This is a genomic window from Pseudomonas shahriarae, assembly GCF_014268455.2.
GTDB lineage: Bacteria > Pseudomonadota > Gammaproteobacteria > Pseudomonadales > Pseudomonadaceae > Aquipseudomonas > Aquipseudomonas shahriarae.
Genome location: NZ_CP077085.1, coordinates 4,043,173 through 4,069,758, shown reverse-complemented (window position 1 = coordinate 4,069,758; position 26,586 = coordinate 4,043,173). Strand labels below are relative to the sequence as shown.

Annotated in this window: 28 protein-coding genes; 15 read left to right on the top strand and 13 right to left on the bottom strand. The window is 62.1% G+C overall.

Features of this window, described 5'->3' with window-relative positions; genetic code table 11:
* Window positions 1-32: 32 nt before the first annotated feature.
* The 9 genes from HU773_RS17980 to HU773_RS17940 all read left to right on the top strand — a co-directional run bounded on the left by HU773_RS17980 (window position 33) and on the right by HU773_RS17940 (window position 8,140).
* Window positions 33-863 (top strand): DUF8832 domain-containing protein, encoded by an 831-nt coding sequence (locus HU773_RS17980; protein ID WP_057960139.1) that lies wholly within the window; start codon window positions 33-35, stop codon window positions 861-863.
* A gap of 187 nt (window positions 864-1,050) precedes the next feature.
* A complete protein-coding gene (locus HU773_RS17975) occupies window positions 1,051-2,046 on the top strand; it encodes an HOASN domain-containing protein (protein WP_120733586.1) in 996 nt (331 codons plus the stop codon).
* 39 nt (window positions 2,047-2,085) lie between these two features.
* A complete protein-coding gene (locus tag HU773_RS17970; protein ID WP_057441693.1) occupies window positions 2,086-3,072 on the top strand; it encodes an HOASN domain-containing protein in 987 nt (328 codons plus the stop codon).
* A 29-nt stretch (window positions 3,073-3,101) separates the two neighbouring features.
* Window positions 3,102-4,535, top strand: a complete 1,434-nt coding sequence (purB, locus tag HU773_RS17965) for an adenylosuccinate lyase (protein WP_057441691.1) — start codon at window positions 3,102-3,104, stop codon at window positions 4,533-4,535.
* Window positions 4,535-5,983, top strand: coding sequence for a class-II fumarase/aspartase family protein (locus HU773_RS17960; protein ID WP_115128610.1), 1,449 nt, complete (start codon window positions 4,535-4,537; stop codon window positions 5,981-5,983). Before purB ends, HU773_RS17960 begins: the two co-directional genes overlap by 1 nt.
* Before the next feature lie 45 nt (window positions 5,984-6,028).
* Window positions 6,029-7,102, top strand: a complete 1,074-nt coding sequence (locus HU773_RS17955) for a methyltransferase domain-containing protein (protein WP_057444279.1) — start codon at window positions 6,029-6,031, stop codon at window positions 7,100-7,102.
* Window positions 7,103-7,221: 119 nt separating this feature from the next.
* A complete protein-coding gene (locus HU773_RS17950) occupies window positions 7,222-7,560 on the top strand; it encodes a DUF2388 domain-containing protein (protein ID WP_057960135.1) in 339 nt (112 codons plus the stop codon).
* Between the two features lie 95 nt (window positions 7,561-7,655).
* Complete coding sequence (locus tag HU773_RS17945; protein ID WP_162947739.1) at window positions 7,656-7,817, top strand: hypothetical protein; 162 nt, start codon at window positions 7,656-7,658, stop codon at window positions 7,815-7,817.
* 5 nt (window positions 7,818-7,822) lie between these two features.
* Window positions 7,823-8,140, top strand: a complete 318-nt coding sequence (locus tag HU773_RS17940) for a hypothetical protein (protein WP_186625960.1) — start codon at window positions 7,823-7,825, stop codon at window positions 8,138-8,140.
* A 180-nt stretch (window positions 8,141-8,320) separates the two neighbouring features.
* Here the strand turns inward: HU773_RS17940 and HU773_RS17935 are convergent, their stop codons facing one another.
* A complete protein-coding gene (locus tag HU773_RS17935; protein ID WP_186625957.1) occupies window positions 8,321-9,394 on the bottom strand; it encodes an L-dopachrome tautomerase-related protein in 1,074 nt (357 codons plus the stop codon).
* A 302-nt stretch (window positions 9,395-9,696) separates the two neighbouring features.
* On the opposite strand from HU773_RS17935, the gene HU773_RS17930 reads away from it, so the two are divergent.
* Window positions 9,697-9,837 carry a hypothetical protein gene (locus HU773_RS17930; protein WP_186625956.1) on the top strand — a complete coding sequence of 47 codons (141 nt, stop codon included), beginning with the start codon at window positions 9,697-9,699 and terminating at the stop codon, window positions 9,835-9,837.
* Here HU773_RS17930 and HU773_RS17925 read toward each other — a convergent pair.
* A complete protein-coding gene (locus tag HU773_RS17925) occupies window positions 9,834-11,069 on the bottom strand; it encodes a DUF1835 domain-containing protein (protein ID WP_120733584.1) in 1,236 nt (411 codons plus the stop codon). The two genes, HU773_RS17930 and HU773_RS17925, sit on opposite strands and share 4 nt — an antisense overlap.
* Window positions 11,070-11,313: 244 nt before the next feature.
* On the opposite strand from HU773_RS17925, the gene HU773_RS17920 reads away from it, so the two are divergent.
* Window positions 11,314-11,715, top strand: a complete 402-nt coding sequence (locus tag HU773_RS17920; protein WP_057441680.1) for a RidA family protein — start codon at window positions 11,314-11,316, stop codon at window positions 11,713-11,715.
* On the opposite strand, the gene HU773_RS17915 is transcribed toward HU773_RS17920, so the two are convergent.
* The 3 genes from HU773_RS17915 to HU773_RS17905 all read right to left on the bottom strand — a co-directional run bounded on the left by HU773_RS17915 (window position 11,716) and on the right by HU773_RS17905 (window position 14,976).
* Window positions 11,716-13,203, bottom strand: a complete 1,488-nt coding sequence (locus HU773_RS17915; RefSeq protein WP_186625955.1) for an aldehyde dehydrogenase family protein — start codon at window positions 13,201-13,203, stop codon at window positions 11,716-11,718.
* A gap of 226 nt (window positions 13,204-13,429) precedes the next feature.
* On the bottom strand, window positions 13,430-14,758 hold the full coding sequence (locus HU773_RS17910) for an alginate export family protein (RefSeq protein ID WP_057960129.1): 1,329 nt from the start codon (window positions 14,756-14,758) through the stop codon (window positions 13,430-13,432).
* Between the two features lie 35 nt (window positions 14,759-14,793).
* Complete coding sequence (locus HU773_RS17905) at window positions 14,794-14,976, bottom strand: hypothetical protein (protein ID WP_225923885.1); 183 nt, start codon at window positions 14,974-14,976, stop codon at window positions 14,794-14,796.
* On the opposite strand from HU773_RS17905, the gene HU773_RS17900 reads away from it, so the two are divergent.
* The 3 genes from HU773_RS17900 (at window position 14,975) to feaR (ending at window position 18,101) form a co-directional block, all read left to right on the top strand.
* Window positions 14,975-16,474: an APC family permease gene (locus HU773_RS17900; protein ID WP_057441676.1), complete on the top strand. Its 1,500-nt coding sequence runs from the start codon at window positions 14,975-14,977 to the stop codon at window positions 16,472-16,474. The two genes, HU773_RS17905 and HU773_RS17900, sit on opposite strands and share 2 nt — an antisense overlap.
* On the top strand, window positions 16,419-17,039 hold the full coding sequence (locus tag HU773_RS17895) for a DUF3156 family protein (RefSeq protein WP_057960127.1): 621 nt from the start codon (window positions 16,419-16,421) through the stop codon (window positions 17,037-17,039). The genes HU773_RS17900 and HU773_RS17895 overlap by 56 nt, the downstream gene beginning before the upstream one ends.
* 108 nt (window positions 17,040-17,147) lie before the next feature.
* On the top strand, window positions 17,148-18,101 hold the full coding sequence (feaR, locus tag HU773_RS17890; RefSeq protein WP_186625954.1) for a transcriptional regulator FeaR: 954 nt from the start codon (window positions 17,148-17,150) through the stop codon (window positions 18,099-18,101).
* A gap of 164 nt (window positions 18,102-18,265) precedes the next feature.
* Here the strand turns inward: feaR and HU773_RS17885 are convergent, their stop codons facing one another.
* Window positions 18,266-18,631 (bottom strand): cupin domain-containing protein, encoded by a 366-nt coding sequence (locus tag HU773_RS17885; RefSeq protein ID WP_057441665.1) that lies wholly within the window; start codon window positions 18,629-18,631, stop codon window positions 18,266-18,268.
* Window positions 18,632-18,660: 29 nt separating this feature from the next.
* Window positions 18,661-19,959 (bottom strand): NAD(P)/FAD-dependent oxidoreductase, encoded by a 1,299-nt coding sequence (locus HU773_RS17880; protein ID WP_057441663.1) that lies wholly within the window; start codon window positions 19,957-19,959, stop codon window positions 18,661-18,663.
* Between the two features lie 206 nt (window positions 19,960-20,165).
* Here HU773_RS17880 and hpaR point away from each other — a divergent pair, with 206 nt between their 5' ends.
* A complete protein-coding gene (hpaR, locus tag HU773_RS17875) occupies window positions 20,166-20,588 on the top strand; it encodes a homoprotocatechuate degradation operon regulator HpaR (protein WP_057960125.1) in 423 nt (140 codons plus the stop codon).
* 148 nt (window positions 20,589-20,736) lie between these two features.
* On the opposite strand, the gene hpaI is transcribed toward hpaR, so the two are convergent.
* The 6 genes from hpaI to hpaE form a co-directional block, all read right to left on the bottom strand.
* Entirely contained in the window at window positions 20,737-21,537 is an 801-nt protein-coding gene (hpaI, locus tag HU773_RS17870) for a 4-hydroxy-2-oxoheptanedioate aldolase (RefSeq protein ID WP_057960124.1), read from the bottom strand.
* 18 nt (window positions 21,538-21,555) lie between these two features.
* Window positions 21,556-22,359, bottom strand: coding sequence for a 2-oxo-hept-4-ene-1,7-dioate hydratase (gene hpaH, locus HU773_RS17865; RefSeq protein ID WP_186625953.1), 804 nt, complete (start codon window positions 22,357-22,359; stop codon window positions 21,556-21,558).
* A 12-nt stretch (window positions 22,360-22,371) separates the two neighbouring features.
* Window positions 22,372-23,676 (bottom strand): MFS transporter, encoded by a 1,305-nt coding sequence (locus tag HU773_RS17860; protein ID WP_057960122.1) that lies wholly within the window; start codon window positions 23,674-23,676, stop codon window positions 22,372-22,374.
* A gap of 45 nt (window positions 23,677-23,721) precedes the next feature.
* Window positions 23,722-24,114, bottom strand: a complete 393-nt coding sequence (locus HU773_RS17855; protein ID WP_057960121.1) for a tautomerase family protein — start codon at window positions 24,112-24,114, stop codon at window positions 23,722-23,724.
* An 81-nt stretch (window positions 24,115-24,195) separates the two neighbouring features.
* A complete protein-coding gene (gene hpaD / locus HU773_RS17850; protein ID WP_057441719.1) occupies window positions 24,196-25,053 on the bottom strand; it encodes a 3,4-dihydroxyphenylacetate 2,3-dioxygenase in 858 nt (285 codons plus the stop codon).
* Between the two features lie 69 nt (window positions 25,054-25,122).
* Window positions 25,123-26,583: a 5-carboxymethyl-2-hydroxymuconate semialdehyde dehydrogenase gene (gene hpaE, locus HU773_RS17845; RefSeq protein ID WP_057441651.1), complete on the bottom strand. Its 1,461-nt coding sequence runs from the start codon at window positions 26,581-26,583 to the stop codon at window positions 25,123-25,125.
* Between the last annotated feature and the right edge of the window lie 3 nt (window positions 26,584-26,586).

Sequence of the window (26,586 nt, the reverse complement as noted above, 5' to 3'; positions counted from 1 at the left end):
AGCCACCATTTATCGAATGAGGAGTCACCCAGATGGATACCAAGCAGGTTCTAACCGTTGGCCTGGCAGTGCTAGGCGCGGCGACAATGCCGTCGATGGCAGCCCAGGAAAGCATCAAAGGCACGTTCGCGCTGCCCGGCGAGAGCGAAAAGGCTGTTGGCGCGCTGATCGTCAAAGAAACCGGCCCACTGACACGTGAGTTGTCGATTGCCTTTACCGACAAGGCCACCGGGCAACCGATCGTGCAGTTTGACGAAGAACTGACCCAGCGCCTTCATGTGCTGGCGACCGACAGCCATTTCACCAGCTTTATCCATGAGCACGCGGCCAAGCTGGGCGCTGATGGTCGCTTCAAGGTCGCGATGAAGTTTCCCCGGCCGGGCACCTATTACGTCTATGCCGATGCCGTGCCGAGCGGGCTTGGCCAGCAGGTGGTGCGCTTCGAGGTGCCAGTACAAGGCGGCAGCGATGCGGTGGCCCAGGCGCCGGCCAAGCCGGAGCAAGGTAGCGATGGCCCGTACACGGTCAAGTTGGACACGTCGGCCTTGCGTGCCGGCAGCGAAAGCATGATGTCGCTGACCGTGCTCAAGGATGGCAAGCCGGCCCAGGACCTGGACACCTACCTGGGTGTGGCGGCCCATGCGGTTTTCGTCAGTACCGATGAGCTGGACTATGTGCATGCGCACGCCATGGCGGCGCAGGCCGCCCACGGTGACCATGGCGACCCAGGCGCAGTCTCGGCGCAGTTGATGCTGCATGCCAAGCCCGCGCATGCGGGGCCTTATGCCTTGTGGATTCAATTCAAGGGAGGCGACAAAATTCGTACCGTGCCTTTCCTCGTGACAGTTCCCGCCGCGTCCTGAAGCCTCCCCCCGGCATCCTCGCCTCGCCGTTGGTCAGCCATCGGCGGGGCGAACAGCCCTGGTTACGGGCTGTTTCAACTCAATGAAAAGAATTTTCCTACAGGTGTTGACCTTGCCACTGGAGGAACCTTTAGGATTTTTTTCGAGTACGTAAACATCATAAAAATAAGGATCAAAGGGGTTATCAATGGATACTGCTGCCCTGCAACAACGCCCGGACGCCCATCAGTGCACCATCGCTTCGGCGCTGATGGCTGATGCTTTAAAGCCCGGCGCGCCATACACCCAGGTCACCAGCGCGCTGGAAGCGCTGCTCGCGCTGACCCGGCAAGGCCTGTCGGGAGACGCCGGCGCCTACGCCCACTACCAGTCAGCACTGCTGCAACTGCACATTCCCGGCGAGCCGCGCACCGAGCCGACCCGTCGCTGGATGGCCAGTGAGGTTTACCGCGTTGAAGATGAATTCGCGGCCGACCTGCCGAGTTTCACCGCACTGCCGGCGGATGAGTTCCGCAAGCAGGTCGATGCTGAAATCGCCGCACGCAGCCGGGTCAATCATCCCATGTCGGTGCACCTGTTCCAGGGCACGCCGCCGGTGCAAGACGTGCGCTTCTTCCTGGAACACCACTGGACCCGCTCTTACAACTTCTACAGCCTGCTGGCCGAACTGGCCTTTCGCTTCGAAGCCATTGAGGACGCGTCGGTGTTCTACCGCAACCTTTACGGCGAAGCGGGCGCGGAGACACCGGAGCGTTCCCACCCGGCGATGCTGGCCCACCTCATGGAGTATTTCGATATTCCGCTGGCGATTGACTTCCCGGCACTGCACCCCCTGGAAAAGGCCTACCTGAACAATCGCATTCGTTGTGTGCGGCACACCGATGTGGCGTGGGGCCTGGCGTTGCTGTACGCCGTCGAGTCGGTCAGTTGCGTCAACCATCGGCGCATCTACGAGTTGTTGCAGCGCCTTGAGGTGCCAGAGGGGCCCAGTGAGTTCCACCGCCTGCATGGCACCCAGGATGAGATCGACACCGAGGAAATGTGGGCACTGATCGCCAAGTTCGCCAGTGATGAAGGCTTCCAGCGCATGTTCATGCGGGCGCTCAAGCGTCACTTCGAAATCAACAAGGCCTACTTCGACAGCTTGTGGCAGCAGATGCAGGAACAACGCCTGCCCGCCTGATCCTCCCAGCGACCCTAGAACAAAAAAATGGAGCACATGATGAGCCCACGTAATTTTTCGCTGCCGCAATTACAGAGCATTCACACCGCTGAAGCCCGCCTGCTGGCTGAGGCGCTCAAACCTGACACGACATTCAACCGTATCGAAATTGCCGCCAATATGCTGCGCGCCTTGTGCGAATCGGGCCACCGGGGCGATGCCGCGAACGCGGCGCAGTGTCAGCAATTGTTGTACATCCTGTCGCTGAGCGATGACGTCGCCACTGCCTCGACCCGGCGCTGGCTGGCCAATGCGATCTATGGCGTGCAAGAGCGTTTCATGCCGTCTGCGGACCTGGCATCGCCCTTGTCCGAAGCTGGCTTCCAACAGCGCCTGGAAGAGGAAATCGCCGCGCAGTCGCGGGAAAACCATCCGATGTCGCAGTACATATTTGAAGGCAAGGCCTCCCGTGAGCAACTGCAGGTGTTCCTGCATCACCAGTGGTTCCGCACCTTCCGCCTGTACCGCGACGCAGCGGACCTGCTGGTCAACCTCACCGACGTGGATGAGGCAGCCGCGCTTGGCCGTTACCTCTACGGCGAGCTGGGCGAAGAGGACGAGCAGCGCTCCCACCCACGGCTGTTGGCCAAGCTCCTCGGCGCCGTGGGCCTGCCTGCCGATTTCGACGCCATCTCGACCATGCCCGAAGAGATCGCCTACCTGAACAACCGGGCCCGGTGCTTTCGCAACCCGGATGTCGGCTGGGGCCTGGCGGTGTTCTACATCACCGAACTGGTGGTTCCCGGCAACCACGGCAAGTTGTACAACGCCTTGCGCAACGCTGGCCTGAGCCAGGACGACGCGGAGTACTACGAAGTGCATATCAGCCTTGTCCCGCCGCGGGCCAAGCGTGAATGGGCGCTGATCTCACGGCGTATTCCGGACCTCGCGTTCCAGAATTCATTCCTGACGTCCCTGGCCCAGCACTTCCGGCTGGAGAGGGCTTATTACGACGCTGTCTGGGAAGAAGTGCAGCGCGTGAAGTAGCCCTCCCTGGACAACGCGAGTAACCCGACATGCCGAGTCATATATCAGAATCCCGTATCCACGGGGGCGCTTACTCGTCCCCGGAATTTGCCGCGATCTTCTCTGATGCCAATCAGGTGCAGAAGTGGCTCGATGTTGAAACAGCGCTGGCGGCGACCCAGGCGCAGATGGGCATCATCCCCCATGAAGCTGCGCGGGAAATCGCCCGGGTGGCCAGTGTGGAGCTGCTCGACCTCGACGCACTGGGGCGCGAGAGCATGGAAACCGGGCACATCCTGGTGCCGACCATTCGCGCACTGGAGGCCTTGTGCGCCGATGGGTTGGGTGAATACGTGCATTACGGCGTGACCACCCAGGACATCCTCGACACCGGGCTCATCTTGCAGGTTCGCGATGCCTGGGGCCTGGTCTTGCAGCGTTTGCGGGGGATTCGTGGGCATTTGCTCACGCTCGCCCTGCAGCATAAGCACACGCCGATGGTCGCCAGGACCCACGGGCAGCAAGCGCTGCCCACCACGTTTGGCTACAAGGTCGCGGTGTGGGTCGATGAAATTGATCGACACCTTGAGCGCTTTGATGAGGCGTATGCCCGGGTAATGGTGGGCAACCTGACCGGCGCCGTGGGCACCTTGGCGGCCTTGGGCACACAGGGCCTGGAGGTACAGCGCCGGACCCTGGAAAGCCTTGGCCTGGCGGCACCGTTGAGCAGTTGGCACAGCGCCCGCGACCGGGTCCTGGAGGCGGCCTGGCTGCTGGTCCAGGCCTCGGCGACCTTGGGCCGGGTCGCCAATGAGATCTACCACCTGCAACGCACCGAGATAGATGAAGTGCGTGAAGGCCGCCGGGCAGGGCAGGTGGGGAGCAGCACCATGCCCCACAAGCAAAACCCGTCGACGGTGGATCTGATCAGCGCGCTTTCGCGGCTGGTACGCGCACAAATGCTCGCGCTGACCGATGCGGCGTTCCAGTTGCACGAGCGTGACGGCACCACCTGGCGCATCGAATGGGCGGCCTTGCCGGAGCTGTTCATCTACGCCGGTGCCTTGCTTGCACGGATGGAGGGTGTGCTGCTGGCCGGGTTGGACGTGCGCGAAGCGCGCATGCGCAGCAACCTGGATTTGCTGGACGGGCTGATCCTGTCGGAGCGGGTCATGCTCGCGCTGGCGCCTCGCCTGGGCAAGCAGACGGCCCATCAGTTGGTCCACGAAATAGCTCTGCAAGCCCAAGGCGCGGGTGTTTCTTTTCGCGAAGCCCTGCTCAACGATCAGCGTTTGCACGGCTGTTTCACCCGCCAAGCGCTCGACGACCTGCTTGACCCGACCACCTACACGGGGCTTGCGGCACAGATGGTCGAATTGGTGGCGAACAAAGCGATACCCCGGTCTTCAAGCGATGGCCTTGAAGCGGTGATGGCAACCCCAGGAAATGTCGGTCAGTCCCAGTACGCGATGGAGGGTATGTGATGGATTCGCAAACGTTGGAAAAGGTAGCCCGTGCATCTTGCACCGCTCGTTCGGAACACCTCGGCCTGGGTCATGACGGCGAGCAGTGCCGGCACGAACACAGCCACATCCTCGACTCGAAAACCCACGGTTCAGGCTATGCCGGCCCGCAGAGCCGCAAGATCTTCTGCAGTCACTGCCGCCTGCAGCGCTGGCTGGATGTGGAAGCTGCGCTGGCCATGGCCCAGGCCGATGTCAATATCATCCCGCTCGAGGCCGCCCTGGAGATCGAAAAAGCCGCCTTGCTGTCGGGCATCAATGTGCGCCAGTTGGCCGAAGGCGTGGCTGCCACCGGTCATTCGCTGATGCCCTTGCTGAGCGCCCTGCAAAAAAACTGCAGCCCGAGTGCCCGTGAATTCGTGCACTACGGCGCCACCACCCAGGACATACAGGACACCGCCCAGTCCATGGAAATGCGCGACGTCCTCGACGCGATGGACCTGGCCCTGGAGACCTTGCTGGGCAAACTGTCGACGCTGGCCGATGCGCACCGTGATTCGCTGATGGTCGCCAGGACCCATTCGATCCCAGCCTTGCCAACCACCTTTGGGCTGAAGGTCGCCGGCTGGATTGATGAACTGCTGCGCCACCGCCAGCGCCTGGCTGAGGCCCGCCAGCGAGTGCTGGTGGTGCAGCTGTTTGGCGGGGTCGGCACGATGGCGGCGTTCGGTCCGGACGCGATGCCCATGCTGGAGCGTTTTGCGCAGCGCTTGTCGCTGCAAGTACCCCTGACCGGATGGCACGTATCCCGTGACCGTGTCGCAGAGTTCGTCAGTACCTTGGCCATGGTCACGGCATCGCTGGCCCGTGTGGCCGACGAAATCCGCACGCTCAATCGCTGGGAAATCGGCGAGGTGGAAGTGGGCTGGAGCGATCAGCAGATCGGCAGCAGCACCATGCCCCACAAGCGCAACCCCGAGGGCTGCGAGCAGGTCGTGGTCCTGGCGCGGTTAGCCAAGGCCCAGGTCGTGCTCGCGCTGGACGCGATGATCCTCGAGCACGAGCGCGATTACCGTGGCACGCGCCTGGAGTGGTGTGCGGTGGCGGACGTTTCGCACTATGCGCTGATGGCGCTCTCGATTCTGACCGAGACCATCGACGGGCTGACCGTTAACGTCAAGAAGATGGAATGCACCGCCCAGGGCTATGGCGATGCGATCTGCACCGAAGCCGTGGTGTTCGAAATGGCACGCAAGCTCGGCAAGAGCAGCGCCTACCAAATCATCTTCGAAGTGTCCCAGGCGAGCCAGCGCGATCACGTGTCGATCCGCACGGCGATCGAGGCCGATACCCGGGTGGTCGCTGTCATGGATGCAGGCGTCCTGGCGCGGCTGTTCGAGCCCAGAAGCCATCTGGGCATGTCCGAACGCATTGTCGATAACGTGCTGTCCAAACTGACGGACCGCTGACCCTTGCTCAATGAGCAGGCTTGCAAACTTATCAAGGAGAGACAGATGTCTAAGGTTATGGAAGTTGATAAAACCAAGGTCCAGCAGTTTTCCGCGCGGATCATGGAGGATTACGGCAACACACTGCGCGGTGCGATGCTCTACATCGGTGACCAGCTTGGCCTGTTCAAGGCACTGGCCGACGGTGAGGCCGTGACCCTGGAACAGCTGGCGCAGAAGACCGGCTACAACGCACGCTATTTGCGCGAATGGCTGGGCAGCATGGTCACCGGCAGCTATGTGACCTATGACGCGCAAACCCGTAGCTACCAGATGCCCGCTGAATTTGTGCCGGTTCTCGCCGATGAAGACTCGCCCTATTTTGCCGGTGGGATCATTCAGCTGAGTGTGCCGTTCGTGAGCATGGCGCCCAAGGTCATCGAAGCTTTTCGCCACGGTGGTGGTTGCGCCGAAGAGGCGTTTCCGCTGGAAACCTGGAAAGGCATGGAGCGCATGACCATGCCTTGGTACAAGCACTACTTGGTCCAGCACTGGATTCCTTCCCTGGACGGCGTCGAAGAGAAGCTCAAGACCGGCGGCAGTGTCCTGGATTTCGGTTGCGGCGCCGGCCTTGCGGCGATCACCATGGCCAAGGCGTACCCTGAGGCCCGGATTGTCGGCTGCGACTTTCACCTGCCTTCCATCGAGCTGGCACGGGCCAATGCCGAGGCAGCCGGGGTCGGTGACCGGGTGCAATTCGAGGTGAACGATTCGGATGCCTTGCGAGGCCAGCAATTCGACTTCGTGACCACCTTCGTGGTGATCCACGATGCCACCGATCCTCAGCAGATGCTCAAGGACCTGCGCGCCGCGACGGCCGAAGACGGCACCTACCTGATGGTCGAGCTCAACCTGTCCGAAGAGCTTCACGAGAACATGAACCTGTTCGGTCGAGTGATGTATCCGCAGAGCACCCTGTATTGCATGACCTGCTCGCTGTCCCACGGTGGGGCAGGGCTGGGGGCGTTCATGGGCGAGAAGCGCGCACGGCAGATGGCGCAAGCCGCCGGGTTCAGCCACTTCCGCAAGGTACCTTCCGAATGGCCGCCAATGCCGGCGTTGTTTGAACTCAAGCCGTGACCTAGCGTGCCCGGGGGCGTGTGGTACACGTTCCCGGGCATGCTCCTGCGACACCTGCGTGATGGACCGCCCAACTCTGTTATCGTGGCGCCCCTCTGAACGCACGGAAGCAATCACCCATGGATTTCTGCAAACCCCTGGCAATCGTCCTCCTGGTGTCGATTGGCAACCCCGCTGTGGCCGCCGAAAACAATAACCCGTTCCAGGGGGCGCTTATGCTCACCTCGGTAGCGCCCTTTGTGATTACCTCGGGAGCCACCGCCGGTACTTCCTACATTCCAGAGCTTTTCAAATCCTCCAAAAGTGACGCGCTGGCGTTCATTGGCTCCGATGGTGAGATCCGGGGTGCACAGTTCGAGCAGGCAAGCAGGTTTTATCGCTCGACCTACACGCCGCCGCTGATGTCTGACGCACAGCTGGCCCTGGCGATCGCGGCCTCATCTATACCGGCACTCTAGTGTTGGTTGTTCACGCCGCTCAACGGAACGTATGATCTGAGCCAGCCCTCCTTAGTTGGGGCTGAGCCGACTCACACCCGTTGAAGGACATGAGCATGCAAAAGCACTTCGGTAATTCAGGCCTGTTCAAGGCTGCGTCGTATCACTGCAACAACTCCCTGGTGAGCGGCATCGCGCGCTGGGAGCTGAAAAACATTGCGCTGAATACGAAGGAGTTTTTGATATGTCCAAAGAACTACTCGGAGTTTTTGCTCTAGGGTTGATGGTGATCGGTGAGTTTTGTGCAATCTACAGCGAGGTAGTCACCGCCAGGCTGGCCCATGCCGGCGACGGTTCATGGCAGGCATTCATCATGCCTGTAGTGCTGATGTGCTTTGCCGGGCTTTGCCTGTTGAGCGCCTATTGGCTGGGGTATGTGGCGGTCGGTGATATCTGGATCGTCACCGTGGTCTCGGTCACGTCCTTGTTGCTACTGGAGTCTGTGGTGGTCTGGGCGCTGTTCCATGAGGCACCTGGGCGCGGCGCATTGATCGGCTTTTGCCTGGGGGCGCTGGGGATGCTGGCTACGGTATTGTTGTAGTTGCACTTTCCTGGCCCGGCATGCAGATGCCGGGCACCCCGCTTTCAGCCAAATCCCAGACAAAGAAAAGCCCGCGATGGGGAGTGCGGGCTTAAAGGTTTTCACTAGGAGCTGGGATCACCTTAGGCGCCCGACTGTGAAAGGGATGTGAAAGCGTTAAGCAATCTGCAGTCGCGCTTATCAGCGCTGTATCGATAAGCGATAAACCCCCACCGGCCACTGCACCAGGGATTTACCCTTGTTGAACAGGGCTACGCGGTCCATTTGTGGAGTGGGCAGCCACAACGTCCCGTCCTTGTCCAGGAAGGGCGCGTCAACCCAATGCAGGCGCTTGTCCACGATCAGGGTTTCGATCTGTCCGTCAGGGCGGCGCACGCGCATGGCGTCGTGGGCCAGGTCGGAAAAGTACAGGTTGCCCTGTGCATCCATGACCGAACCTCCCGTTGCCGGTATATCGGCAAAGAATTCTACCCGCGCGGCCAGTTGTTCCGGGGGCAGGGCCGGGTTCGCAAGGTCCTGGATCCGCACCTTGAACCACGGGCCTTGCAGCGCGCCATAGTACAGCCAGACGCCGTCAATGCTGACTTCCAGCGGGTCGGCGTTGACGCGCAGGGGTTGGCCGTTGGGGGCCTTGACCACCTGGTTGCTGAGGATCAAGTCCCGGTCGGGCCGGGCGACCACTGAGGCATGCTGGTTCAGCACGCGCCGGGCTTCGCCGGTCTTCAGGTCGACGACAATAATGCCGGCATTTCCCGCATCGGTGAGGAAGGCCTTGCCGGCGCTGAAGCGGACGTCGTCCACGTAGCTGCCGGCCATGGCGATATCCGGCCCGAAGAAGTAGGTGCGAACCACCTGGTTTGTAGGCAGGTCGATACACACCAGCTTTGCGCCTTGGCTGACAGGGTTGCCGCCGAATTCGGGCGATCCGGTATCCACCACCCACAGTTTGTCGCCCTCCAGGCGCAGGGCATTGATGTTCACGAAGACGTTGGCAGCATCCCGCCCTGGTGCCCAACTGTTCCAGGCACCGCTTGGATAGGCAGCGCGCTGGCCATTTTGGTCGATTGCCGTCAGTTGTGGCCCCTGGGTCCCGGTCCAGCGTGGCCCCGAGAGAAACGTGCGGCCGCTGTAGTGCGCTACGGCGTTCCAGATCTGCCCGGAGCTTTGGACCGCGACGTCCAACTCGGGCTGTTTGACGGTGGCGCACCCGGCAAGCAGTGCCAGCATGGCGGCGCCCAGCAGCAAACGGGTCATGAGCGTGCTCCCCCAGCGCGGGCACAGGTATCCCACAACTCGGTGAGGCGTTGATGGAGGGTGTGCATGAACTGGCTGACGGTGGCTTTCGACATGATGATTCTCCTGCATCTGGTGACGTGACCTAACGAGGAGATAGCTTGATTGCTGGCGTTTAACTGAAAAAGCCCAGGTTCGATGCAATCAGTTTCTTCAAAATATTGATAATCCGCGTTCACACAGCCCAATACGCCACGTTCGTTGCGCAATGTTTCCCCGGGTGAGAAACTGGCCTAATTGTGAACGGTTATCATCTGCCGCCTATGCCATCTCCTTCCGCACGCATCCTGGTCATCGAGGATGACCTCGAGCTGTGCACCTTGCATAAACACGCCGGCAAGCCCTTGTCCAAGCGGCGCAAGCTCGTGGCGATGAACCTGCAGATGCTCAGCCAGGGGCGTTAGGTCCGCCAGGCTGGCACGCCCTTGTCGTCGATCGTCCAGTGCGGCTGCCCCGCTACGATCTGCACGCCACCGACCCAGCGCTCGTGGCTTGCATGATCGGGCCAGTACTCGCTGCCACTCAACACCTGGTGGCCCAGGGGCGTCAGCGCCAGTGTGCGGCCAGGCCAGGGTAGGTGGCTGTCGGACTCAGTCAGCAAAGGAGAGGCCCCGTCGATCAGCGGCCGCATCAGGGCATGGAACATCATGTCGCCGAGGTAGGGCAGGGGTTCACGCTTGGCCATCAGCTCGGCGAACACCCGGGCAAACGGCGTGGGGCCGACTTCTACCAGATACTGCAGGGCCAGGCGCTCGGTCAGCGACAAGCCATCGCGAGCGCCGGGCAACTCCTGCAACTGTCGGCGCAGTGCCGGGGCCAGCAAGGGCAAGGCGGGGAGGGGGTTGCGGGCCAACTGTGCCAGGGCCACGGGCGAGCTGTCGCAATAGGCCGCCCACGCCTGCCGCGCCAATTGGCGCATGGGCTCGTCAACTGGCCGGCGCTGGGGCCACAGCCAGGCCAACACCTGCGGGGCCAATTGCCCGATGCCGATAAAGCGCTGCACGCCGGGAATGCGGTCGACCGCGATCAACTCCAGCCTGGCCGGCGTGTGCTGAAGACCTGCCAGGGCACGGATCAGGAACAGTTGGTCATAGGCATCCGCTTCGCACCACAACACGCTGTGGTCGGCGCTGCCCAGCTCTTCAAGATGGCTGTACTCATCGTCCAGGCGGCGTGCGGCATCTGCCACATCCAGGGTAAACGCCTGGCCGATGAAGCGCGCCCGCATCGCCCGGTAGGCCTCGCCAGGCAAGGTCTGGACCGGGCCCATGCACAGCGGGTCGCTGAGCATCCGAAACCGCCCCTTGAACCCCGCCACGCCAAGGCTGTGGGCAATATCATTGCCGCAGCGCCAATGGGTGGTGCGCGCTTCATCGCTGGCTTCGAAACCGGGGTGGTTGGCGGCAAAATCCACTGCTTCCACATGGGCCTTGAGCTTGGGCCAACTGCTGAAACCCAGTTGCCGGGCAATCAGCCATTGGGCATCGGAAAGCGTCGGGTGCGGGTTGGCAAGCAGCGCCAGTTCAGTGGGCGCGGTGCCGTGTTTCAGGCGCTGCAACAGTTCCTTGGCGCGCTTGCGCTGCTGCTCAAGGTTGATACGGCCGTCAGTGGCCGATGAGGCGGGGCGTTGCGACATACGATCTCCTTGCACAAACCTTGTCCGCTTTAAGGTTGGGAGTCGTAGTGATGAGGTATGCAGTCATGTCCTGGGCGCGGCCCTTTCCGCGGAAGGTGGCGTAGATGGCGCCTGGCGCGAATATAGGTAGGGGGAGGGTGGATTGCAAGGTGTTCTGTTTCTGGATGTTGAAATCGGCAACTTCTCCAAGAGCCGAAAAAACACTTGAGGTAGCCTTATTTCCTACAGACAACAAGGAGTCGTCATGCAACGAAAAACCATCAATCCCCCGACAGTCTTCAACTCCCTGCAATACGGTTTCAGCCAGGCCATGGAAGTGCGCGAGGGCCGGCGCATTCTCTTGTCCGGCCAGGTGGGGGTGGATGCTGACGAGCGCACCGTCGGCCCCGGCATCGCCGAGCAGACCGCCACCGCCCTAGACAATATTGAAAAGGTCCTGGCCGCGGCCGAGGGCGATCTGTCCCATGTGATCATGCTGCGCCTGTATATCGTCGAGTCCGCCCGCGATCAGCAGGAGCCTATCGCTGCCGCGCTGCGCGAGCGTTTCCCCGACAATCCGCCGCCGTCGTCATGGATCATCGTCAGCGGCCTGTCGCTGCCCGAGTGGTTGATCGAGATCGAGGCGGAGGCGCTGATCCCGGGGTGATCAATAGCGCATCATCACCGACTTGAGTTCGGTGTAGTCCTCGATAAACGCGCTGCCAAACTCCCGGCCAATCCCCGAGGATTTGTTGCCACCGAACGGCACGGCCGGGTCGAGCAGGGTGTGCATATTCACCCATACCGTGCCGGCGTTGATCGCCGGGACCATGCGCAGCGCCTTGCCCAGGTCGTTGGTCCACAGGCTGGCGCTGAGGCCGCCAGCGGTGTGGTTTATCAACGCCAGCAACTCATCCTCGTCGTCGTAGGGCAGGAACGTGGCGATGGGGCCGAAGGTCTCTTCGGTGAGCAGCGTGTCGTTGATGCTGTTGGCGAGAATGATCGTGGGCTCGACATAGCAACCCTGCCAATCCATTGGCTGGCCGCCATGGATGATCGTGTTGTTTTCGGCGCGGGCGGTGGCAAAAAAACCTTCCAGCTTCAGCTGGTGCTGACGGTGGGTGACCGGGCCGAACTCGGTGCGCTCATCCAGTGGCGAGCCGATATTCAGTCGGCTCAAACGCTGGGCCAGGGCTTGCATGACCGGGTTGATCTGCGAGCGGTGGACGAAGAACCGCTCGGCCGCCGCGCAGATTTGCCCGGAGTGCAGGAACCCGGCTTCGATAATGCCGTTGACGGCGGTTTCCAGCTTCACATCGGGCAGGAACGCCGCGGCGTTTTTGCCACCCAGTTCCAGGGTCGCGCGGGTCAGGCCGGCACCCATGGCCGCGCTGCCCACCGCAAGGCCGGTGGGCACCGAACCGGTGAATGACACCTTGTCGGTGCCGGGGTGTTCGATCAGCCCCTTACCCACCTGGCCGCCGCCGGTCAGCACATTCAGCACGCCAGCGGGCAGGCCGGCTTCCACCGCCAGTTCGGCAATGCGCAGCAGGGTCAGCGGCGTGAACTCGCTGGGCTTGATGATGATGCTGCACCCGGTCACCAGGGCCGAGGCGAGTTTCCAGATGGCGATCATGGTCGAGAAATTCCACGGCACGATGCCTACCACCACGCCCACCGGTTCGCGCAGGGTGAAGGCGGTGTAGCGCTCGCCGGCAAACGAAGGCAGTGACGGGGTGAGGGTCTGGCCGCTGATCTTGGTCGCCCAGCCTGCGTAATAACGCAGGAAATGCGCGGCCTGGTCCACCTCGAACGCCCGGGAAATCTGGATGATCTTGCCCGACTGACAGGTCTCGATCTGTGCCAGCTCCTCACGGTGGCGTTCCAGCAGGTCGGCGAGTTTGAGCAGCACGTTACCGCGCACCGCCGGGGCGGTCTGGGACCATTGTTTAAAGCCGTGCCTGGCGGAGGCCACGGCCAGCTCGATATCACTGGCTTGCGCGTCGGCGACCGTGGCGATGACCTGGCCGGTGGCGGGGTTGATCACTGCCAGGGTCTGGCTGGACTGGCTGGGGACATAGCCGCCGTCGATAAACAGGCCGTGGTCTCGACGCAAGAAGGCTTCGACGGTGGGCAGCAGCGCGATATCGCTCATGGGGAGGTTCCTGATCAAAAGGGAAACCCCGAGGCTAACCAACGCTGCAGGCGACAGCTTGACTGTGCCTGCCGGGGCGTATGTCTGTGGCTGCCATGCCCCTGTGGGAGCGGGCTTGCCCGCGATGGCTGAGTGTCAGTCGATACATTCGGCGGATGAACTACCGCTATCGCGGGCAAGCCCGTTCCTACAGGGGAAGTGCGGTGGCTCAGGCGCAACCCACGGCTTAGAACGGCACCGCCACCACCAACTGGCTATACACGTTGGTGCCGTTGCCACCGACCTGGTTGCCGCCCGTCTCCTGGTCCTTGTCCGGTTGGTACAGGCCAATCAACGGCGTGATGATCAGGTGTTCGTTCACCGCCCATTCGACATACAGGTCCAGCTCGCGGCCATCCAGGTCGAGCATGTTGCGCTTGCTGACAGTCTGGTAGTCGAAGAACAGTGCGCCGAGGGTCAGGTTGTCCAGCGGCTTGACCTTGAGTGCCACGTGCTGCACCGAGGTGTTGCTGTTGTAGGGCCCGGAGTAGTTGCCCGCCACTTCGCCCTGGACCCAGGTACCCAACCCTCGATTGAAGCCAGCGAATAGCGCATCCCAGTTTTTCGAGTAGCGCGCATAGCGGTAGGTCAGGTCCGGCGACCAGGGCAGGTCGGCGAAGGTGTAGCCGGCCTCGGCGTACCAGGCTTTTTCCGGGCCGGGGTCTTTGTCCTGCCAGGCGTATTCAAACGAGAAGTGCGCGTTGTCGATCCCGGCATTCCCGGTGCCGCGCAGGCTGTAGAGGTTCATGCCCTTGCGTTGACGTTGTAGGTCGTTGGCAAACCGCTCGTCCACGTCGATGCCATGCAGGTAGGTCAAGCCCAGGGTGCCTGGCGCTGCGCTGTATTCCAGGGTGCCGATGGCCATTTCGGTCAGGGCCTGGGCGCGGTTGTCGGACTCGATCCACATCAGGCTGCCATGCAGGCCGTCCTTGCCGCCCAGGCGCATCACTGCCGCCTTGTCGAACGCATGCCGCGCCGCGATGTAATAGGCGCCGCCGCGGTCGAACTCACCGTCGGCCACGCCATTGCCCAGGTTCGGGCCATCGTCGTTGATGATAAAGCCGTCGCCCACGGTGATGATCTGGCGCCCGTACGACAGGTCCAGGCCATCCTTGCCCAGGGCCGGCAACAGGTCCCCCGAGCGCCAGCCGGCAAAGGCTTCGTCGAACTTGGTGGTGCGCTCGCTGCCGTCAGTCACGCGGGAGGCATCGCCATCGCCCCAGGTGCCGGAACTCACCAGGTTGGCGGTGCCATACACACTGGCGTTGCTGCCCAGGGTCTGCTCGACGCTCAAGCCGTACTTGATAAAGCCTTCACGCCAGGTCGAACCGCCCTGGCTGCCCTCGTAGTTCTTGCGACTGTTGAACATGCCGTACACGGCCAGGAAGTTGCCGGTGACGGTGGTGTCGTCGTCGGCATACAGTTCGATTGCCTGGGCTGAAGGTTGGCCAATCAACAGCGCCAGACCCAGGCCGACAGCCGGGCGCAGGTGGCGGGTTTTGCGTGTGTGCTCCATTGTTATAGTCCCCCAAGGGTTAAGTTGAGGGCGCATTAGGGCGAGCGTCGGCGGCGCAAGTCTTTCACCTGCGTGCCAGGTAATTGATCCTGGCCGCCAGGCTGCAAACCCTGGCAGGGAGCAACAAAACCGGCGGCAGCCAGGGGCAAGACGATCAGGTTGGGCGGGGCGCACAGTGCAAACACTTCTAAAAAATCCCTTTCGAGGATCTGCACCATGTCGAGCAATGACAGACTTACTGCGCACCTGAACCGGGGCACGGTGGGTTTCCCCACCGCGTTGGCCAGCACCATTGGCCTGATCATGGCCAGCCCGGTGATTCTCACCGCGACCATGGGCTTTGGCATCGGCGGCAGCGCGTTTGCGCTGGCCATGCTGCTGGCCGTGGTGATGATGCTGGCCCAGGCCACGACCTTCGCCGAGGCCGCCTCGATACTGCCCACCACCGGCTCGGTGTACGACTACATCAATTGCGGCATGGGCCGTTTCTTTGCGATCACCGGCACCTTGTCGGCGTATTTGATCGTGCATGTGTTTGCCGGCACCGCCGAGACCATCCTCGCCGGGGTCATGGCGCTGGTGAACTTCGAACACCTCAACACCCTGGCCGAATCCGCCGGTGGCTCGTGGCTGCTGGGTGTCGGTTTTGTGCTGGTGTTCGGCGTGCTCAATGTGTTTGGCGTCAGTGCCTTTGGCCGCGCCGAGATCATCCTCACCTTCGGAATGTGGACCACCTTGATGGTGTTTGGCGTGCTGGGCCTGATCGCCGCGCCGGCAGTGCAGCTGGACGGCTGGTTTGGTGAGTCCCTGGTGGGCACCGACCTGGTGACAGTGCTGTCGTTGGTGGGCATGGCGATGTTTATGTTTGTCGGCTGTGAATTCGTCACCCCGCTGGCGCCGGACTTGCGCCAGTCGGCCAAGGTCATGCCCCGGGCAATGATGCTCGGCCTGATGGGCGTGGCAACGTGCATGTTCATCTATGGCGCAGCGATGAAGCGCCAGGTGGAAAACGTGGTGCTGGACGCGACCAGCGGCGTGCATCTGCTGGACACACCCATGGCCATTCCACGCTTTGCCGAACAGGTGATGGGGCAGATCGGGCCGCTGTGGCTGGGCATTGGCTTTCTGTTTGCCGGCGCCGCCACCATCAACACCCTGATGGCCGGTGTGCCACGCATTCTGTATGGCATGGCGGTGGATGGCGCGTTGCCCAAGGTCTTCACCTACCTGCACCCACGCTTCAAGACTCCGGTGCTGTGCATCCTGGTGGCGATGCTGATTCCGTGCCTGCATGCGCTGTACCTGGGCGGCAACACCGACAACATCATGCACCTGGTGCTGGCGGCGGTGTGTGCGTGGAGTTTCGCCTACCTGTTGGTCACGGTGTCGGTGGTGATCCTGCGCATTCGTCGCCCCGATTTGCCACGGGCTTATCGCTCGCCGTGGTTCCCGCTGCCGCAGTTGCTGTCCAGCGCCGGCATTCTGTTGGGCATGTGGTTTATCACGCCGCCAGGGATGAACCCGGCGGATATCTATGTCCCGTTCGGCGTGATGCTGGGCGGCACTGCGGTGTATGCGCTGTTCTGGACCCTGGTGGTGCAGAAGGTCAATCCATTCACGCCGGCGTCGGTGGAAGACGTGCTGGCCAAGGAGTTTGCCAATGAACCGGGTCACGCTCATCACGGCTATGTCAGCACTGCGGCAAAAGCTGTCTGAACTGTTCAGTGCGCAACGGGCGCCCGCCGGCTATCAGCCTGGGCGCACCCTGGGGCAGTTGCAGCGCAACCTCGGGCTGGCGCGTTTCGAGCAGGTATCGCCGACTTTGGCGCACGCCCTCCTGGACGACGACAGCCTGCACCTGGAGATCCGCGAGCGCACCGAATCGCAGTTGTTGATGCACCTGGTCATGACCGAATTCAGCCTGCGCCTACCCGCCTCGGCAGAGGGCGCGGCACGCTTTGAATTGCACCATGGCGGGGCCATTCGACGAACTGGAATCTGCTGCCGGCAGCGCGCGGGCGAGGGGGCATTGCTGGGGCAATTGCAGGCGCGCTTGCAACAGGACAGCGCCCTGCACGAGGCATTGATGCCCCTGGATTTCAAGCGCCTGCACATCGAGCTGCATGCCCAGCAATGGCACGTACGCCTGGAGCACATGGGCGGCAGCGAGGTGGTCAACCGCATGCCGGCCTTCCGACGCTACATTGCCCTGAGCCGTGAACAGCGGGATGTACTGCTGGCTGCGCTGCTCGGCTTGCAGCGCGTATTGCGCACGCTCTGATTGGCATCATTAGTGCTAACACAATGGTGGACAGGTACTTGTTGCGCGCATATAGATAACATGTTAACTATTGCCCGACAAAAACAATAAGCCATTGTGGAGACACCCATGGGTATCCAACAGAGTGCACAACAGGGGCTCGACACCTGGAACCGCGACTTGCGTGCCATGTGCGGCCACTTCGACACCGAACTGGCCTTCAACCGCTCGCTGTTTATCGGCGAGTTCTCCATGCTCGCCAGCGGCGGCCTGTCGTTGGCCAGCCTGCGTACCAATGCCGGGTTGATCAAGCGCCAGGCGACCAACCCCGACCGCGATAACGATCAGGATTGCTTTTTGGTCAGCCAGCGCAGCGGCTATTCGCAGATCGTGCAGAACGGCCAGCGGGTGCAACTGGCTCCTGGCGAACTGCTGCTGATGGACTCGGTGGGCTCTATTGAAATCACCCCATTCGGCTTGATCGAGCATATCTCGCTGTCGTTGCCGCGCACCCAGGTGTGCAAGCAGATGGGCAGCCAATCAAAGACCTTTGGCAAGATCTCCTCCAGCAAAGCCTGCGGGCGCATGTTGCATGTGTTGATGGACCAGTTGTGCAAGGGCAGCGAGGGTGCCGAGGACGAGGTTGAGGCGCTGCAGTGTGCCTTTGTGTCACTGCTGGGCTCGGCCCTGGAGCAGGACGATGACCCGCGCGAGGACGTGGGCGCGTTGCAGGGCAACAACCTGCGCAGCTACGTGCAGAAAATCATTGATGAGTCTCTGAGCCAGCCTGGCTTGAGCCCGGTGGGCCTGGCCAGCCGCTTGAACATCTCGGTGCGCCATTTGTACCGGCTGTTCGAAGAACAGGACGACAGCGTCTGCCGCTACATCCAGCGCGCGCGGCTCAAGCGCAGCGCCGATGACTTGATCAACCCGTTCCTGCGCAGCGAGTCGATCACCTCGATTGCCTACAAATGGGGCTTCACCGATTCTGCGCATTTCAGCCGTTCGTTCAAGAAGCAGTTTGAGCAGTCGCCCAAGGCGTTTCGCAGTAGCCGGTTGCAGCAGGTGGTAGGAATGGCCTGACCGCGACTTATCAATCAGCCCACCCCCAATGTGGGAGTGGGCTTGGTGTGGGAGCGGGCTTGTGTGGGAGCGGGCTTGCCCGCGATTGCTGAGTGTCAGATTAGAAGTACTTAACTGATCCACCGCCATCGCGGGCAAGCCCGCTCCCACACCAAGCAACGCAGTTATGCGACCGCGAAGTAGTGCTTGACGAAGCTCTCGCTGACCACTTCCCACAGCACGGGTGTGCCCTGGGTCACGAACCAGCTGTCACCGGCCTGGTAGCGGGTGGTTTGGCCGGTGTTTTCGTCGGTCAGGCGCACCTCGCCGGTGACCACTGTGGCTTGTTCATGAAACGGGTAGACCATGCGGAATTTGCCCTGGGTGGTGCCGAAATAGGCGCTGCTGACTTTGTCGGTGGGCGCACCAAAAGTCATTTTGCCGAAAGCCTTGAGCTCGCCGGCGAGGATCTCGGAGCCGAGATCGGCAACGGTGCCCCAGGCGTCGAGTTCAGACAGCTGGATATCTTTCTTGAGGGTAACGAGGGCCATACAGTTGCTCCTGAGGGATAAAAATGGAGTTAGCGGCGACCATTCCAGTAACCGGACAGTTGGTGCCAGGATTTGCCGGCGGTCAGCAGCAAGGGGCGGATTGCGTCCTTGCCGATAATCGTCGGGCGGTGGATTGAGCTGACCAGGTCATAGCGCGCCGAGCCTTCGCTCATGCCTTCGGCCAGGACCTTGCAGATGATGTGGCTGGGGGTGACGCCAAAGCCCGAGTAACCCTGGACGAAGAACGCATTGCTGCGCCCCGGCAGGGTGCCGATCTGGGGGAACAGGTTGGGGCTGCAGGCCATCGGGCCGCCCCAGGCCAGGTCGATTTTCACGTCCTTGAGGTAGGGGAAGATCTTCAGCATCAACTTGCGGTTCCAGGCTTTCAAATCGCCGGGAATGTGCTCTACCAGCGGCGTGGCGGCGCCGAACAGCAGGCGGTTTTCGTTGGTCACGCGGTAGTAGTCGATCACCGGGCGGATGTCGCTGTAGGCCCCGCGAATCGGGCTTATCCGCTGGATCAGTTCTTCGCTCAACGGCTCGGTCATCATCTGGAACGCGTAGGTGTTGATGGTCGAGCGATGCAGCTCCGGCTCCAGTTTGTTGAGAAAACTGTCACAGGCCCACAACAGCTTGCTGGCCTTGACCGAGCCGCGCCCGGTGCGCACGGTGATGCGCTCGCCATAGCTGACTTCCAGGGCCGGGCTGTTCTCGAAGATCCGCACGCCAAGGCCGGCCAGGGCGGTGGCTTCGCCCAGCAGCAGGTTCAGCGAATGCACATGCCCGCCGCCCATATGCAACAGGGCGCTGCTGTAGGCGTCGGAGCCGATGATCTGCTGGACATCGGAGCCGCCGAGAAAGCGGATTTCATGCTTGCTGTTGATCGACTTGAAGTCTTTTTCCCAGGCCCGCAGGGTCTTTTCCTGACGGGCGTTGAAGCCCATATAGCCGTAGCCATGGCAGAAATCGGCGTCGATGTTGTACTTGGCGATCCGGTCTTTGATGATGTCGGCGCCCAGGTCACTGATCTCGAACACTTGGCGCAGGCCGTCTTCGCCGACGTCTTGCTTGATTTTCTCCAGGTCGTGGCCGATGCCGGCCATGATCTGCCCGCCATTGCGCCCGGTGCCGCCAAAGCCCAGGTAGCGCGCCTCCAGCACGACAATATTGGTGATGCCCTTTTCTGCCAGTTCCAGCGCCGTGTTGATCCCGGAAAAGCCGCCGCCGATCACGACGACGTCGGCCTCGATGTCCTGCTCCAGGGTGGGAAAGCTCAGGTTGTACTTCTTGGTCGCGGTGTAATACGTGGGGGTTTCAATAGTGATCATGGCGCAGCCTGAAAAGTGAAGGAAGGCTCTAAAGCAGATGTCTTCATTAGGGGCTTTGGCGGCAGCAATGTCTTGATCCTGCGTGCCGGGGCTTTTGATTCAGCGCGCCATGGACGTGCGCGACCATTAAGTTATAGCGCTTGCGCGGGGTGGGGATGTTAGAGTTTCGTTAAAACATTAACTAAATATCACGTGACCCTGACTCTATGCTCAAACCCCGGCAGTCCCTGACCCTCACTTTGCTACAGGCCCGCGAAGCGGCCATGAGTTTTTTCCGCCCCTCGCTGAACGAGCACGGCCTCACCGAGCAGCAATGGCGGGTGATCCGCATCCTCAATCAACACGATGAACTGGAGATTTACCAACTGGCGGAACTGGCCTGCATCCTCAAACCGAGCATGACTGGCGTGCTGGTGCGCATGGAAGCGGCGGGGATGATCCATCGGCGCAAGGCCGAGCAGGATCAGCGGCGGGTATTGGTGACCCTGGCGGACAAGGGGCGGGCGAGTTTTGCCTCCATGAGCCAGTGCATGGAGGCCAACTACCAGCGCTTGCAGGAGCAACTGGGGGAGGAGAAGTTGCAGACGTTGCTGGGGCTGTTGGATGAGCTGAAAAACATCAAGCGCTGAAACACGATCTCTCAAACACCACGCATCCAAAATGTGGGAGCGGGCTTGCTCGCGAAAGCAGTGGTTCAGTCACCGAATATATTGACTGACACACCGCTTTCGCGAGCAAGCCCGCTCCCACATCGGGTCCTGCGGCGTTTGAAGGTGATTAGTAGACGCCGCCAGTGCTCGCTGGCGCGGGTTTGTCTTTGAACTTGCCCACCAACCCCTGCAACCCACGCATCAGCACCGTGGTATCCACCCCCACCGCGACAAACCCCGCGCCCAGTTCGATGTAACGCCGGGCCAGTTTCTCATCGGCACTGAGAATCCCCGCCGCCTTGCCCGCCTGGCGGATCCGCGCAATGGCATCTTCGATTGCCGCTTGCACGTCTGGGTGCCCCGGATTGCCTCGGTGGCCCATGGAGGCACTCAAGTCCGCCGGGCCGATAAACACGCCGTCCACCCCCTCGACGGCGGCAATCGCGTCGAGGTTGGCCAGGCCTTGCAGGCTTTCGATCTGCACCAGCAGGCACATCTGTGCATCGGCCTGGTCCAGGTAGCCGTCGATGCTGTTCCAGCGCGAAGCCCGCGCCAGCGCACTGCCCACACCGCGTATGCCCTGGGGCGGATAGCGCATGGCGCGCACCAGCTCCCGGGCCTGGGCGGCGCTTTCGACCATCGGCACCAGCAGGGTCTGCGCGCCGATATCCAACACCTGCTTGATCAGCGCGGTATCGCCGATCACCGGGCGAATCACCGCCGCGCTGGGGTAGGGCGCCACGGCCTGCAATTGGCCGAGCATGCCGCGCACGTCGTTGGGGGCGTGTTCGCCGTCGATCAGCAGCCAGTCGAAACCGGCATTGGCCGCCAGTTCCGCGCAGTACGCGTCCGCCAGGCCCAGCCACAGGCCGATCTGCGCTTCACCGCTGGCGAGCCGCTGTTTGAAACGGTTGACAGGCATGTCCATGAATCAGTCCTCCAGGGGTCAGACGAAGCGGCAGGAAATCGAACCGAGCATGTCGTAGTCGACATGGAAGGTATCGCCCGGGCTCGCCGCCACCGGCCGGGTAAACGAGCCGCCGAGGATGATTTGCCCCGGCAGCAAGGTGACGTCGTAGGGCGCCAGCTTGTTTGCCAGCCAGGCCACACCCTTGGCCGGGTGGTTGAGCACGGCGGCCGAGACCCCGGACTCTTCGATCACGCCGTTGCGGTACAGCACCGCCGGCACTTTGCGCAGGTCGATTTCGGTTGGCCGCACCGCGCGGCCGCCCATGACAACGCCGGCATTTGCGGCGTTGTCGGAGATGGTGTCGAACACTTTGCGCGTGGCCTTGGTGTGCGGGTCGATCTGCTGGATACGCGCGTCGATGATTTCCAGGGCCGGGATCACCCACTCGGTGGCGTCAAGCACATCGAAAATCGTGCAGCTGGGGCCCTTGAGCGGTTTGCCGAGGATGAAGGCCAGTTCGACCTCGACCCGCGGCACGATAAAGCGCTCGAACGGAATGTCGGTGCCTTCCTCAAACAGCATGTCATCGAGCAGCGCACCGTAGTCCGGTTCGGTGATGTTCGACGACACCTGCATCGCCCGCGAGGTCAGGCCGATCTTGTGCCCGACCAGCTTGCGCCCGCCCTTGATCTTCTGGGCGACCCAGGCGCGCTGGATGGCGTAGGCGTCCTCGATCGTGATCGCCGGATGCTCAAGGGAAAACTGGCGTACCTGTTCGCGGCTGCGTTCGGCATGGTCCAGCTGGGAGGCGGCTTGCAGGATGAGCTGTGGATCAAGCATGACAAGGGTCTCTTACTGAGGGTTGACGATGGCAGCGTTGGTGCGCAGCACCAGCAGGCCGCCAAGGGCGATAAACAGCGCCAGCACGTACAGGGCGAGGCTGGCGCTCTGGGTGGTGTCGCGCATCCAGCCGATCAGGTACGGCGCAAGGAACGAGGCAATGCTGCCAAACGAGCTGATCATGGCGATCCCGGCCGCCTGGGTGCAGTTGGACAAGAAGGCCGGCGGCAGTTGCCAGAACATCGGCAGCGCGGCGCTGGCGCCCATGCCGGCGACGATCAGGCCGCCCATCACCACCAGCGAGTTGCCCGGTGCCAGGCCGGCCACCGCGATCCCCGCCGCCGCCATCAGCAATGGCACACACAAGTGCCAGCGGCGTTCGCGGTTGCGGTCCGAGGAGCGTCCGCAGCCGATCATGAAGAAGCAGCCGGCCAGGTACGGCACGGCGCTCAGCAGGCCGACCTGGCTGTCGCGGCCGATGCCGGCGCCATGGATCAGGGTGGGCATCCAGAACGCCAGGGTGTTGACCGCCAGCATCACCGCAAAATAGATCGCTACCAGCAGCCACACTTGCGGGTCGCGCAGGATGCCGCCAAAGGAGGTGATGGATTTGCGCTTTTCCTCGGTGCTCAACTGTTCGCGCAATTGTTGTTTCTGCGCAGGCTCCAGCCATTTCACTGTTTCAAAACTGTCCGGCAGGTACTTGAGCACCACCAGGCCCAGCAGCACCACGGGTGCGCCTTCGATCAGGAACATCCACTGCCAGCCGCGCATCCCGCCGAAGTCGTGGAAGTTCTCCAGGATCGCCCCCGAGAGCGGCCCGCCAATCACCCCGGCCATGGGCACGGCGATGGCGAACAGGGCGGTGATCTGCGCACGTCGGCGCGCCGGGTACCAGCGGTTGAGAAACACGAGGATCCCGGGGAAGAAACCCGCTTCGGCCACGCCCAGCAAAAAACGCAGGACGTAGAAGCCGGTGGAGCTTTCGATCCACAGCATGCTGGTGGACAGGATGCCCCACACCACCATCAGGCAGGCGATCCAGCGCCGTGGCCCAACGCGGTCCAGGGCCATGTTGCTGGGCACGCCGAACAGCGCGTAGGCGATAAAAAACAGACCGGCCCCGAAGCCATACACCGTGTCGCTGAAATGCAGATCGTTGCTCATCTGCATCTTGGCGAACCCGATGTTGATCCGGTCCAAGTGGGCAAACAGGTAACAGATCAGCAACAACGGCATCAGGCGCCAGGTGACAGTGCTGTGGGTGCGATCATGCTCGGCAAGGGTGACGCTGTGGGCGGTATTGGCTGTGCTCATGATGTTGTACTTTTTGTCTGAGAGGCCGTTGGGGGAGGCGGGGGGTCAACCCGCCTGGTTGCTTAAAAACGCGTGGACGTTGTTCTGTTTGAAATTCAACTGCGGGTGCAGCTCGACCATCTCGAAGGACAGCGCCAGCAGCCGTTGTGCCTGCAGGGCGGCGAAGTGCTCGGTGATCACCATGAACAGGGTTTCAGCCACCGCCTGACGGGTAGGCAGGTCGCGACCGTGGCCGACCTTGAGGGTCATATGGACGAAGGCGTAGTCGTGTTTGCCATCGGCCATGCGCCAGGTGTCCAGGCGCACCGCGCGGCTGCGGATGCCGCCGAGGGGGAACACGCCACTGTCTCCCAGCACCTGGTGGACCTTTTCAAACAGCCCTGCCAGGTCGGCCTGGGGTTCGAGGTTGTCGGTGTATTCGGCGATGAAATGCGGCATGCAAAGCCTCCTTCTGTAGGCGATTTAATGTGGGCGCTGTGTCGCCGGGCGAGGCTGCGCCCACATCTGCGGGTGTTGTATTCAGAGCGGGAAAATGGCGTTGATCTGGCCGGTGCCGGAGCTGCCGAATGGCTCGGTGATGATCTCGGCCGGGCGGTTGTACTCAGGCCCGCCGAGCAAGCCCAGGAGCATCGCGGTGTCGTGCATCTTGCCCTCGCCAAAGCAGTGTTCGGCATAGTCCGGGAGCATCGCGCAGAACTCCTTGAAGCGGCCTTCGCGCCACATCTGCACCACGTGCATATCCACTTGCTTGTCGAACTCGCGGGTCCAGTTGTGGATATTGGCTTCGGCTTCGCGGTCGTCGGAGAAGCGGTGCGACAGTGACCCGGAAGCCAGCACCAGCACCTTGCGATCACTCTTCTCGATGGCGCGGCGCACGGCGGCACCGAAGGCGAAGCTGTCTGCCAGGCGATGCCAGGCGCACCAGGCGGCGATGGAGATCACCTTGAATTTCTGCTCTTGGGGCACGTCCATGTGCATGTAGCGCATGGGCACCAGGGTGCCGTATTCCAGCTCCAGGCTCGGGATGTTGTGGTTCATGGTGCGCACCCCGGCCAGGTTGGCTTCGGCGGCAATCAGTTCACCCAGTTCCGGGCAGCCGGGGTAGGCGTACTCCATGTTCTTGATGAAGTGCGGCAGCTCATTGCTGGTGTAGGTGCCCTGGAAGCGCTCGCCACCGTTGACGTGGTAACCGCTGTTGACCAGCCAGTGCACATCGAATACCACTGCGGTGTCGGCCCCCAGTTCACGGGCGCGGCGCCCGATCTCCTTGTGCCCGGCAATCGCCGCCTCGCGGCAACCGTGGTGCTTGCCCGGCAGTTCCGACAGGTACATGGAAGGCACGTGGCAGATTTTCGCCGCCAGGACTACTTCACCCATGATCATTCTCCTGATTTCATTATTCTTGTTGGTACGCTACGGACCCTGTAGGAGCCAGCCCCGGCGGGGTTACACGCCCCAGCGCGGGATGTGGTGGCTGCCCATGGAAATGCACACGTTCTTGATCTCGGCGAACACTTCGAAGCTGTACTGGCCGCCTTCACGACCGGTCCCCGAGCCCTTGACCCCGCCGAACGGCTGACGCAGGTCGCGCACGTTCTGGCTGTTGATAAACACCATGCCGGCCTCGATGCCACGGGCCAGGCGATGAGCCTTGCCGATGTCCTGGGTCCAGATATAGGACGCCAGGCCATACTCGGTCTCGTTGGCCAGTTGCAGGGCCTCGGCTTCGTCCTTGAAGGGAATCAGGCACACCACCGGACCGAAGATTTCTTCCTGGGCGATGCGCATGTTGTTGTTGACATCGGCGAACACGGTGGGCTGGATAAACTGCCCGCGTGCCAGGTGCGCCGGCAGGTTGGCCGGCCGCTCCAGGCCGCCTGCAACCAGGTTGGCGCCTTCTTCGAGGCCAATCTTGATGTAGCCGGTGACTTTGTCATAGTGGGCTTGCGTGATCATCGAGCCCACCTGGGTGTTCGGGTCTTGCGGGTCACCGACAATCAGGCGTTTGGCGCGGGCGGCGAACTCGGCGACGAACTGCGGGTACACGCTCTCCTGGATAAACACCCGGCTGCCGGCGGTGCAGCGCTCGCCGTTGAGCGAGAAGATGGTGAACAGCGCGGCATCCAGGGCCCGTTCGAGGTCGGCGTCTTCAAAAATCAGCACCGGCGACTTGCCACCCAGCTCCATGGAGTACTTTTTCAGGCCGGCGGTCTGCATGATCTTCTTGCCGGTGGCGGTGCCGCCGGTAAAGGAAATCGCCCGCACATCCGGGTGACGCACCAGGGCATCACCGGCGGTGGCGCCGTAGCCCTGGATCACGTTGAGCACGCCCTTGGGGATCCCCGCTTCCAACGCCAGGCGTCCCAGTTCGTTGGCGGTCAGCGGCGACAGCTCGGACATCTTCAGTACCGCCGTGTTGCCCAGGGCCAGGCACGGGGCGGTCTTCCAGGTGGCGGTCATGAACGGTACGTTCCATGGCGACACCAGCGCGCACACACCCACCGGTTGGTACAGGGTGTAGTTGAGCATCTGGTCGTCCACCGGGTAGCTGTGGCCGTCCATGCGCGTGCAGACTTCGGCGAAGAAATCAAAGTTGTGCGACGCCCGAGGGATCAGCACGTTCTTGGTCTGGTGGATCGGCAGGCCGGTGTCCAGGGTTTCCAGTTCGGCCAGGTGCGGTACGTTCTGCTCGATCAGTTCGCCGAGCTTGCGCATCAGGCGCGCGCGCTCCTTGGCCGGGGTGTTGGCCCACTTCGGGAAGGCTTCCTTGGCCGCAGCCACGGCCTGGGCGACTTCTTCAGCGCCACCGCTGGCCACTTCACCAATCGCCTCGCCGGTGGCGGGGTTGTAGTTGATGAAGGTGTCTTTGCTTTCGACCTCGCGGCCGTTGATCCAGTGTTTGATCATGGG